We start from the raw sequence: 11,150 nt of genomic DNA on the forward strand, positions 1-11,150 counted from the left end.
AGCATGAAAATCGCTATTGTAGGCACTGGAATTTCTGGACTGACATGTGGGTACTATCTGCACCAACAACACGATATCACTTTGTTCGAAGCCAACGATTATATTGGTGGTCATACGGCGACGGTTGATGTGCGTGTCGGGAATGAGGATTATGCGATTGATACAGGGTTCATTGTATACAACGACCGTACATATCCAAACTTTATCAAAATGATGAACGAAATTGGCGTGGAAGGTATTCCGACGCAAATGAGTTTCAGCGTGAGAAACGATGGCAACGGTTTGGAATATAATGGCCACACATTAACAACATTGTTCGCACAAAAGCGAAATTGGCTTAATCCAAAGTTCTATCGCTTTATTCTTGAGATTTTACGCTTCAATAAATTAGCAAAAGCGTCCGCTACTGAGCAAATATCGAGTTCTCAAACGCTGGGTGCATTTTTAGATGGGCACCAGTTTAGTGATTTCTTTTCTGACAACTATATTCTGCCAATGGGCGCGGCGATTTGGTCATCTTCCCTCGCTGATATGCGTGCATTTCCATTGATGTTCTTCTTACGCTTTTTCCTCAACCACGGTTTGTTAGACGTGACGAATCGTCCGCAATGGTATGTTATCAAGGGTGGTTCACGTGCTTATATTCCACCTTTAACACAAGGGTTTGCAGATAAGATTCGACTGAATAGTCCGGTTGAAAAAGTCGTTCGCAGTGAACAAGGTGTAGCGATTTATGCAAATGGGCAGTGTGAATGGTTTGATGAAGTCATTTTTTCTTGCCATAGCGACCAGGCTTTAGCAATGCTCAGTGATCCCTCGTCATGTGAAAACGACATTTTGTCGAATATGACTTACCAAGCAAATGATGTGGTTCTTCACACTGACAAGAGTGTATTACCGAAACGAAAATCTGCATGGGCATCGTGGAACTATTTGCTGGAAGGAGGCGAAGAGGAGTTGCAACGATTGCCGTCCCTGACGTACAACATGAACATTTTGCAGCATATCGACTCTTCTCACACATTCTGCGTCACCTTAAACCGTACTGAAGATATCGACGAGAACAAGATTCTGCGTCAGTTCACCTACCATCACCCTGTCTTTACGACGGAGTCTATCGATGCCCAGCAACGCAAAGAAGAAATACAAGGAACTCAACATACGTGGTTTTGTGGCGCTTATTGGTACAACGGATTCCATGAAGATGGCGTGCGCAGTGCTTTGGATGTTGTGAAAGGAATTGCCGCTAAACATAACGAGAAAAACGACACACTTTATGAACAAGGTGCTGCGTAATATGAGTATCCGTTCTCACAGCCAGTTATTTATAGGCAATGTAAGGCATCGTCGTTTTACGCCCGTTAAGCACGAGCTGAATTACTCAATGTTTATGCCAGCGATTGATTTGGATGAAATTGGCATACTTGAGAAAAAAGTTTGGGGCTTTGGGACTCGCTGGTGGCATTGGGCTCGATTCAAACGCGATGATTACCTCGGTGAAGGGAGTTTGAAAAAAGCGGTGCAAGATAAAGTCGCAGAACTTACGGGCGTACGTTGCAGCGGCAAAGTGCTGGCTGTCTGTCATTTGCGTTATCTCGGGCTCTATTTTAGTCCAGTGAATTTTTACTACCTGTATGACCAAAAAGGTGAATGGCAATATCTTCTCGCCGAAGTCAGCAATACACCTTGGAATGAGCGCCATTGTTACGCGATAGCGGCTGACCCAAAGGATGAAGATTTTGGTTGGGAGCAAGACAAAGCATTCCACGTGTCACCGTTCAACCCGATAGACCAATCGTACCGCTGGAAAATAAAGCCGCTTACAGACAAGTTAAATATCCATCTTGAATGTCATAAAGGTGGAAAACACTTCGACGCCACAATGGTCATGAAAGCACAGCCATTTTCCAGCGGTTCTTTATTGAAGTGCTTGATCGGAACACCAATTCAAACAGTAAAAGTGATGGTTGGAATCTATTGGCATGCGTTGAGGTTATGGATTAAAGGTGCGCCGTTTTATTCCCACCCTAAATATTTGACGACCAATGAACGTCGAGCCTCTAGCGACAAATCAGATAAGAAAAATAATAAGCACAAGGAGAATTCTGCATGTTAAATACGACTTCTATAGTATTGCCGCGCAAACTGACGACGACTCAGAAAGCGGCTCGCGGAGTTATTTTTCAATGTCTGCAAAAGATGGAAATGGGTTGCTTAACCATTATTGAATCGTTTCATACTGAGACAAAGGAGCGCAGTGAACGTTTTACTGCGCCAAACGGAGAATACAGTGGCCAACCTGTCGTTGCGACCATTGAGGTTAAGCACCCAGGTTTTTACTCCAGAATATTACAAGGCGGTAGCATCGCTGCCGGTGAGGCGTACATGGATGGCTGGTGGGACAGCCCAGATTTAACGGCATTGATGAAGCTGATGGCGCTAAATATGCGGGCCCTTGATAAGCTTGAGGAGCAGGGTAGTTGGCTTACCAAGTTACTTTACAAGTTTAGCCATTGGACGAATCGAAACTCGCAAGAAAACTCTCGGAAGAACATCCATGCTCATTACGATTTAGGCAATGATTTGTATGAAGCTTTTTTAGATACCAATATGCTGTACTCATCAGCGCTTTACCACACAAGTGCCGACTCCTTAGAGCAAGCTCAAATCAATAAAATGGAACGCTTGTGCCAGCAGTTGGATCTTCAATCTACCGACCATGTGATTGAGATTGGCACAGGGTGGGGGGCGATGGCGATATACATGGCTGAGCAATACGGTTGCCGAGTGACAACAACGACCATTTCGGAAGAGCAGCATGAATATGCTCGACAGCAAATCGTACAACGAGGTTTAGCCGATCGAATTACTTTACTTAAAGAAGACTACCGTAACCTTACTGGGACGTACGATAAATTGGTTTCTATCGAGATGATTGAAGCCGTGGGGAAACAGTTCTTAGCTTCCTACATCAAAAAATGCGAGTCGTTATTAAAGCCTAGCGGCCTGATGGCTATCCAAGCGATTACGATTGCGGATCAGCGCTACGACTATTACAGCAACAATGTCGATTTTATTCAGAAATACATTTTCCCTGGTGGTTTCTTGCCGTCGGTGACGTCTTTGACACAAGCGGCCACTAAGCACAGTGATTTGGTGGTTCGTGATTTGTTTGACATCGGCCTAGACTACGCAAAAACACTGAATGAGTGGCATCGCCGTTTTAACCGCGCAGAGGATGCTGTACGAGGGTTTGGGTACGATGACCGGTTTGTCCGCATGTGGCGTTATTACCTTAGTTATTGTGAAGGCGGTTTTCTTGCACGTACGATCAGCGCCGTTCACATGACTTTCCAGCGCCCATAACAATTATGAGAGTGTTGATTGCGTCCACTTGGTTTCAACTGTGCTGGTTTATTGCTGTGCTTGGTACGTTTGAGTGGCAATGGTTGATGATGATACTGGCGTTGGCGACCTTGGTGTATTCCATTCTGACGGCGTTTCACTCGGTGAAAGCGATCTCCTTTGTCACCTTTTTCGGGCTAGTTCTCGATACGCTAAATCAACACTTCTCGCTTTTGGTTTTCCCTACCCCTTGGCTCCCTGTGTGGTTGATTGGTCTATGGGTATTGTTTGCATGGTATGCCTACCAACTGACAGTGCTTTTGCACCGCTTCGCCAAAATCTACGTATCAATATTAGGTGGGCTTGGAGGAATGCTCAGCTACTTCGCTGGCTACAAGCTTCAAGCGGTAGAGTTTGGATTCGATACAAGTATTACGTTACTGGCCTTGTTTGTGGAATGGTTGGTGTTAATGCTGGTGATTCTCAAGGTGTATAACAATGGCAAGCTTAAAGAGAAAACTCGTAAGGGGTATGGGTAGAGGTATTTTGTTTGTGTTTGCAATAGGCGTAATACCGTCGCAGGCACAAGATATAGGAAGTACTGACAGACTGAATGTAGAAAACTGGCAGGAATGGGAAACAGTTGGCGAAGCGCAGCTCACTTGGTTTGTGTTTGATATTTATCGATCTCGCCTAAAAGCACCCAATGGGCAATACCTAGTTTCTACGGATGTTTCTCCGCATCCATTTGCTTTAGAGATCAACTATCAACGAGACATAAGCAAGCAGCAGTTGCTTGAGGTGACGGAGGAACAGTGGCAAAAACTGGGCTTCCCTAAGTCGAGCCGCCAACAATGGATTACCCAATTGAGCTTTATCTTCCCAAGTATCAAAAATGGCGATGAACTGACCTACGTCACTGATGGAGATAAGGGACAGATCATCTATCGCCAAGCAGGAACTAAAACGCAAAAAATGGTTGGCGAAATAACGGACGAACGTATGAATGATGCATTCCTGTCCATTTGGTTGTCACCAAAAACGGAATTTCCAAAGCTGCGTAAACAACTTATAGGACAAGTCAGACCGTGAACATCTTTAAAACATTATTGCGATACTTTGCTGTGTGCGTTGCTATGACGTTGACTGCTTGCTCGGCGGATATAGACAATTACCAAGCATCTACGCCGCCATTTAATTTATTTGAATATTTTGATGGCAATGTGAAGGCATGGGGAATGGTGCAAGATTATTCCGAGAAACAAACACGCCGCTTTGAGGTTGATATTGTCGGTACGATAACGGGTGATGAATTGGTTCTTGTTGAGGACTTTGTTTTTGACGATGGTGAAACCGACCAGCGTGTTTGGACTATTTCTCGAGCAGAGGATGGCAGGTATACAGGTAAAGCAGATGACATTATTGGTTTCGCAAACGGAAAAGAGCAGGGTAACGCTCTGCAATGGCAATATGACTTTGAGTTAAAAATGGACGACTCGACAGTGACCGTTGCCTTTGATGATTGGCTTTACCGACAAGATGACAAACACGTATTCAACCTGACCAAAATTAAAAAGTTTGGCGTGGAGGTGGGGACAATAACCTTGTTCTTTCAAAAACAACCCTAAATCCGCGATGCTCAACACGTATTGGGCGAAAATACTCTATTGGAATGCCTCGGTTGGTAAGCTTCCAAACAAAAAGGTTGACGCTTTCACGTCAACCTTTTTAGTTTTTCGCTCATTATTGAGAGATTACAGCTTGTCAGTTAGCTCGATTGCTTGACCGATATAGTTCGCTGGCGTCATCTCTTTTAGACGTGCTTTTTCGTGTTCAGGAAGCTCAAGGCCGTCAATGAAGTTACGCATTGCTTCACCGTCTACGCGCTTACCGCGAGTTAGCTCTTTCAACTTCTCATATGGCTTCTCGATACCGTAGCGACGCATTACCGTTTGTACTGGCTCTGCTAGAACTTCCCAGTTTTTGTCTAGTTCAGCAAGAAGCGCGTCACGGTTCACTTCCAGTTTGCTGATGCCTTTTAGCGTAGAAGTGTAGGCGATGATTGCGTAGCCAACACCAACACCTAGGTTACGTAGAACCGTTGAGTCAGTTAGGTCACGTTGCCAACGAGAGATAGGCAGTTTCTGTGCTAGGTGACCGAACACGGCGTTCGCAAGACCTAGGTTACCTTCAGAGTTTTCAAAGTCGATTGGGTTAACTTTGTGTGGCATTGTCGAAGAACCGATCTCGCCAGCAATGGTTTTTTGCTTGAAGTGGCCTAGTGCAATGTAACCCCAAACGTCACGGTCGAAATCGATCAGAATAGTGTTGAAACGTGCCACAGCATCGAACAGCTCAGCGATGTAATCGTGTGGTTCGATTTGTGTTGTGTAAGGGTTCCAAGTTACGCCTAGAGATTCAGTGATGAATTCTTCAGAGAACTTGTGCCAATCTAGTTCCGGGTAAGCAGATAGGTGCGCGTTGTAGTTACCTACCGCGCCGTTGATTTTCGCTAGGATTTCAACGTTTTCGATTTGCTTGTATTGACGCTCCATGCGGTACGCCACGTTTGCCATTTCTTTACCCATTGTTGATGGAGAAGCTGGCTGACCGTGTGTACGAGATAGAAGAGGGATGTCGCGGTACTCAACAGCAAGTGCTTTGATAGCGTCAATAAGGTTGCGGATTTCTGGAAGAATCACGGTTTCACGCGCTTCTTTTAGCATTAGAGCGTGTGAGGTGTTGTTGATGTCTTCAGAAGTACATGCAAAGTGGAAGAACTCGTTTACTGCGTGCAGTTCAGGAACGTCTGCGACTTTCTCTTTTAGGAAGTACTCAACCGCTTTTACGTCGTGGTTAGTTGTGCGCTCGATCTCTTTGATACGTAGTGCGTCTGCTTCAGAGAAGTTTGCAGCAAGGTCGTCTAGGAATTGGTTTGCTTCTGCGCTAAACGCTGGCACTTCTGCAATTTCAGCAGTAGCAGCAAGCTTTTGTAGCCAGCGGATTTCAACGATAGTACGGTATTTTAAAAGACCGTATTCACTGAAGATTTCGCGTAACGCAATTGTCTTGCTTCCGTAGCGGCCGTCTACTGGTGAAACAGCAGTCAATGCTGACAGTTCCATGATGTTCTCCTGAATTGGGTTTCTAAATTTCGTGAGCTTTATACCAATAACTGTGGCAATTGTCACGAATATTGCGCAAACGTTTGCGCGAGATTTGTTTTAGTCAAAAAAATTAGCTCGCGATGAACGCGAGCTATGGAATTACATTCTGGCTAACAGGATTTGAGCCTGTTCAACCATCTTCTTGCGTCCGAAGATTAAGTGGCGACGTTTGCCACCCACTTGACGCCAAAGTACCGCGCTACGGATGCCTGATAACAACAAAGCGCGAACTTTGTGTTGGTTGGCGGTTTGCTGCAATACCGATGGGGTGCCAGTTACTTGAATACGAGGGCCGATTGGGCTCACTACATCAAGATAAATGCTTGCTAGGTTGCTGATCATTTGATCTTCTAGCAATTCAAAGTGTTCTGTTTGGCGTTTCGCCATTTGGATGCGATCACCAAGCTGAGACATGGCATCAGTGCGTGCGGTTAGTTTACGCTCTAATGCCATAAGGCTAATGATGTAGCGGGTGATTTCACTGCCAGATGGGGTGCTATCAATCCCTTTCACCAAACACTCAAGGCCAAGTTTTAGGTCGGCTTCGCGACCGAATACGCCAATAGTATTGGCTGGGTTTGTGTTCAAAATGGCGTTCATGGATGTTTCAAAAGCATCTTGATCACAATGTCCGTTTCTCGCAACTTGTTGAACCAAAGCAACAGCTTGGCAAATACCAGCGAAAGCGATAGTACGGTCATAAAGTGTATTCGCCACGTAACAACTCCTAAGCTTGAGAATATTTAATGCGTTGCTCGATGATACCACCACCTAAGCAAACGTCATCTTTGTAGAACACGGCTGATTGACCTGGAGTCACGGCAATTTGTGGCTCATCAAAGATCACTTTAATGTTCTCGTCGTCGATAGGAATGATTGTACAAGGAATATCTTGTTGACGGTAACGAGTTTTCACTGTGCACTTCATAACATCGCGAATTGGTTCACGATCTACCCAGTGAAGTTGTGATGCAAGTAGACCTTCTGATTTTAGCATCGGGTGGTCTTTACCTTGAACGGCGATAAGCACGTTGCGGTCGAGATCTTTCTCACCTACGAACCATGGGTCTTCGTTACCGCCGCCGCCTTTACGACCACCGATATGAAGGCCTTTACGTTGGCCTAGTGTGTGGTACATTAAGCCTTGGTGCTGACCGATAACTTCGCCTTCTGGCGTTTCGATGTTGCCTGGTTGAGCAGGAAGGTAACGGCCTAGGAACTCAGTAAATTTACGTTCACCGATGAAACAGATGCCTGTTGAATCTTTCTTCTTCGCTGTGATTAGACCTTGTTCTTCCGCGATACGGCGAACTTCTGGTTTTTCCAAATCACCTACAGGGAATAGGCTACGAGCAACTTGTTCGTGGCTTAGTGTGTACAAGAAGTAGCTTTGGTCTTTGTTGCTATCTAGGCCACGCAGCATTTGTGGCTTTTCGCCGTTTTCAGGGAAAGAACGACGCACATAATGACCCATGGCAATGTAGTCTGCCTCAAGCACTTCATCAGCGAATTCAAGGAATGCTTTGAACTTGATTTCTTTGTTACAAAGGATGTCTGGGTTTGGAGTACGACCGGCTTTGTATTCTGCAAGGAAGTATTCGAATACGTTATCCCAGTATTCTGCTGCAAAGTTGATGGTGTGTAGGTGGATGCCTAGCTTGTCACATACTGCTTGAGCATCGGCTAAATCTTCTGCTGCTGTGCAATATTCTTCGTTGTCATCTTCTTCCCAGTTCTTCATGAACAGGCCTTCTACTTGGTAGCCTTGTTGCTTTAGAAGATACGCAGAAACAGATGAATCAACGCCGCCGGACATACCGACGATGACTTTCTTTTGGCTGTTATCAGACATTACTAAACACCACTAAAATAAACGGGACGCAGATTCTAACAGAATCCACAGACCGGTGACAGATCCGAGATCGAAATCACAATTCGTTTTTGCTGCCTTTTTCCGCAACAGCATCACTAAATAGTAATTTCATAAGTATAGAAAGGATATATATGGCATAGTTGGCAAAAATCCAAGAGGGCAATATAAATGAGTGACGAAAACCAATTTATGCAAGAAGCTGAGTTGATTGAAATTGTTGAGAATCAGCTTGAAGATGGGAACCCTATCAAAGTTAAAGAAACATTGATGCGTTTGATGATGACGGGTACACCAAGAGAAGAAGCGGTAGCTATGATGGCATGTGCTATGTCGATTGAAATCTTTGATGTAATGAAAAACGAAGGGGAGTTCAATTTAAAGCGTTACACTGAACACCTAAATCAGCTGCCTGATCTGAGCTTCATGGAAGGCGAATAAGTAACCCGGAAGAAAAAAGCACCCAGCAAACGTTTGCTATAATTGCTTTTATTGCCGCTTTATTATTAGCGGTATAGAATCCGTTCTCCTTTTCATCCCCTTACTCAGACTAACAATATGAAATTTCCTGGACAACGCAAATCGAAGCACTATTTTCCTGTTCATGCTCGTGATCCTTTGGTGAGCCAAGCACAAGAAAGCAAGAAGATGACGCGCACTCACATCATCGGTATTGACCAAACTTTGGTCGATATCGAGGCAAAAGTAACGTCAGATGTGATTGAAAAGTACGGTTTGAGTAAAGGTCACTCGCTGGTTATTGATGATGTAAAAGCAGAAGAGCTATACCAGCAACTAAAAGAAGAGAATCTGATCACTAACGAATACGCTGGTGGTACGATTGGCAATACACTTCATAACTACTCGGTTCTTGCAGACGATCGTTCTACGCTGCTTGGTGTGATGAGCCAGGATATCAAAATCGGCAGCTACGGCTATCGTTACCTTTGTAATACATCGAGCCGCATGGATCTGAATTACCTGCAAGGTGTTGATGGTGCTATCGGTCGTTGTTTTGCTTTGATTACTGAAGACGGTGAACGTACTTTTGCGATCAGCGAAGGTCAAATGAATCAGCTTCATCCAGACAGCATTCCTGAGAAAATTTTCAAAAATGCATCTGCTCTTGTACTGACTTCTTACTTAGTTCGTTGTAAAGAAGGCGATCCAATGCCTGAAGCAACAATGAAAGCCATTGAGTTTGCGAAGAAGAACGACGTTCCTGTTGTATTAACGCTAGGTACTAAGTTTGTTATTCAAGACGATCCTAAATACTGGCAAGACTTTATTCGTGAACACGTTTCTGTTGTCGCAATGAACGAAGACGAAGCAGAAGCGCTAACAGGCGAAACTGATCCGCTAGCCGCTTCTGATAAGACGCTAGAGTGGGCTGATATGGTGTTATGTACCGCAGGTCCTGTTGGTCTGTTTATGGCGGGTTACACTGAAGACAGTGCGAAGCGTGAAACCACGTTGCCATTACTTCCTGGCTCGATTGCTGAATTTAATCGTTACGAGTTCAGCCGTCCGGCTAAAAAGGATGCCTGTCAGAATCCAATTCGAGTTTATTCGCATATTTCTCCTTACATGGGCGGTCCAGAGAAAATTAAGAACACAAACGGTGCGGGTGATGCTGCGTTGTCTGCTGTTCTTCATGACATGGCGGCGAATAAATACCATAAAGAAAATGTGCCTAACTCTAGCAAGCACAGCAATGAGTATTTAACTTACTCATCTTTTTCTCAGGTTTGTAAATATGCGAACCGTGCGAGCTACGAAGTTCTCGTGCAACATTCTCCTCGTCTGTCTCGTGGCTTACCAGAGCGAGAAGACAGTTTGGAAGAAGCATACTGGGAACGTTAATTCATATCGAATTAACCACTTTATAACTAATGTTAAAATGGCGTGTTTGAAAAATACGCCATTTTTTATTTGCGCAAGACAAATAAAAAAGGCTCCCAACGGGAGCCTTTTTTTAAACAAGAACGATTAGATTAGGAAATCGTCTAGTGATTTACCTGCGTCAAGTTGCTCTTGAATTGCAGAAGGTGTACGACCTTGGCCTGTCCAAGTTTTTTCTTGGCCATTTGTGTCGATGTACTTGTACTTAGCTGGGCGAGGAGCGCGCTTAGATTTTGCTTTAGTCTTAGTTTCGCCAGATAGTGCGCTAATTAGTGCTTCAACGTCGATACCGTCTTGAGCAATTTTTTCTGCAATCTCTGCTAGCTTAGCTTCTTGTTGTGCTAGTGCTTCACGCTCTGCTTCTTCAGCTTCACGACGCTCTTCAACAACAGTAGTTAGTTTATCTAGAGCTTCTTCCAATTGTTCTAGAGTCAGCTCACGAGAAAATGCACGAAGGCTACGGATATTTAGAAGTGTTTTAGTCAGCTCTGACATAACGATTCCTATTAATAGGTTAACGTGTTTGGCATTTTTAATCGTTACGATTAAATAATACCAATCTACAAATAAAGATAAGTCCTTATATTTAACTTTATCTTTTCCTTATGTGCAAATGCTAAATCATGATTTTGTTTAAATTGAGCTATTTTTTGACTGAAAACTAATATTAATTAACTCGAAATAAATCTTAATAGATAGTGAATTCAAGTTTACGTGATTATTCTAATCAAGCGAGTTATTGAATGGTGTTTTTTATAAAAGGCACGCTTTGTATTTGCGCAACAGAAAACGAAAGCTGTAATGTGTACGGTATTTGTGGCTTTGTTGCGTAATTCGATGGAACTAAATCAAGAAACTACGATCTG

General features: G+C 44.0%; 12 protein-coding genes. 8 read left to right on the plus strand and 4 right to left on the minus strand.

All coding sequences use genetic code 11. The annotated features are described in order from the left end of the window. Positions 1–3: 3 nt before the first annotated feature. Genes OU793_RS19355 through OU793_RS19380 form a run of 6 tightly spaced genes read left to right on the plus strand, consistent with a single transcriptional unit; the run spans position 4 to position 4,973 of the window. A complete protein-coding gene (locus OU793_RS19355; RefSeq protein ID WP_140103885.1) occupies positions 4–1,296 on the plus strand; it encodes an NAD(P)/FAD-dependent oxidoreductase in 1,293 nt (430 codons plus the stop codon). A 1-nt stretch (position 1,297) separates the two neighbouring features. Beyond that, positions 1,298–2,116 (plus strand): DUF1365 domain-containing protein, encoded by an 819-nt coding sequence (locus tag OU793_RS19360; RefSeq protein ID WP_180767037.1) that lies wholly within the window; start codon positions 1,298–1,300, stop codon positions 2,114–2,116. Further along, on the plus strand, positions 2,110–3,366 hold the full coding sequence (locus tag OU793_RS19365; protein ID WP_140103883.1) for a cyclopropane-fatty-acyl-phospholipid synthase family protein: 1,257 nt from the start codon (positions 2,110–2,112) through the stop codon (positions 3,364–3,366). Before OU793_RS19360 ends, OU793_RS19365 begins: the two co-directional genes overlap by 7 nt. Positions 3,367–3,371: 5 nt before the next feature. Beyond that, the gene (locus OU793_RS19370) at positions 3,372–3,884 is read left to right on the plus strand and encodes a DUF2878 domain-containing protein (protein ID WP_025573691.1); all 513 of its coding nucleotides are present in this window, start codon (positions 3,372–3,374) and stop codon (positions 3,882–3,884) included. Then, positions 3,877–4,437, plus strand: a complete 561-nt coding sequence (locus OU793_RS19375; protein ID WP_075110938.1) for a chalcone isomerase family protein — start codon at positions 3,877–3,879, stop codon at positions 4,435–4,437. Before OU793_RS19370 ends, OU793_RS19375 begins: the two co-directional genes overlap by 8 nt. Before the next feature lie 44 nt (positions 4,438–4,481). Further along, positions 4,482–4,973 carry a DUF3833 domain-containing protein gene (locus tag OU793_RS19380; protein ID WP_031823136.1) on the plus strand — a complete coding sequence of 164 codons (492 nt, stop codon included), beginning with the start codon at positions 4,482–4,484 and terminating at the stop codon, positions 4,971–4,973. A gap of 126 nt (positions 4,974–5,099) precedes the next feature. Here OU793_RS19380 and purB read toward each other — a convergent pair whose 3' ends face one another. The 3 genes from purB to mnmA all read right to left on the minus strand — a co-directional run bounded on the left by purB (position 5,100) and on the right by mnmA (position 8,364). Further along, the gene (gene purB / locus OU793_RS19385) at positions 5,100–6,470 is read right to left on the minus strand and encodes an adenylosuccinate lyase (RefSeq protein ID WP_005460028.1); all 1,371 of its coding nucleotides are present in this window, start codon (positions 6,468–6,470) and stop codon (positions 5,100–5,102) included. 141 nt (positions 6,471–6,611) lie between these two features. Then, positions 6,612–7,229 carry a high frequency lysogenization protein HflD gene (gene hflD / locus OU793_RS19390; protein ID WP_005459996.1) on the minus strand — a complete coding sequence of 206 codons (618 nt, stop codon included), beginning with the start codon at positions 7,227–7,229 and terminating at the stop codon, positions 6,612–6,614. Between the two features lie 10 nt (positions 7,230–7,239). Continuing rightward, positions 7,240–8,364, minus strand: a complete 1,125-nt coding sequence (gene mnmA, locus OU793_RS19395) for a tRNA 2-thiouridine(34) synthase MnmA (protein WP_005459992.1) — start codon at positions 8,362–8,364, stop codon at positions 7,240–7,242. A gap of 189 nt (positions 8,365–8,553) precedes the next feature. Here mnmA and OU793_RS19400 point away from each other — a divergent pair, with 189 nt between their 5' ends. After that, positions 8,554–8,823: a hypothetical protein gene (locus OU793_RS19400; RefSeq protein WP_005459999.1), complete on the plus strand. Its 270-nt coding sequence runs from the start codon at positions 8,554–8,556 to the stop codon at positions 8,821–8,823. Positions 8,824–8,940: 117 nt separating this feature from the next. After that, entirely contained in the window at positions 8,941–10,245 is a 1,305-nt protein-coding gene (locus tag OU793_RS19405; protein ID WP_005459989.1) for an inosine/guanosine kinase, read from the plus strand. Between the two features lie 126 nt (positions 10,246–10,371). Here the strand turns inward: OU793_RS19405 and OU793_RS19410 are convergent, their stop codons facing one another. Further along, positions 10,372–10,779: a DNA-binding protein H-NS gene (locus OU793_RS19410; protein ID WP_005460020.1), complete on the minus strand. Its 408-nt coding sequence runs from the start codon at positions 10,777–10,779 to the stop codon at positions 10,372–10,374. Positions 10,780–11,150 lie beyond the last annotated feature (371 nt).

Source organism: Vibrio sp. VP6 (assembly GCF_028823755.1).
Classification (GTDB): Bacteria; Pseudomonadota; Gammaproteobacteria; order Enterobacterales; family Vibrionaceae; genus Vibrio; species Vibrio parahaemolyticus.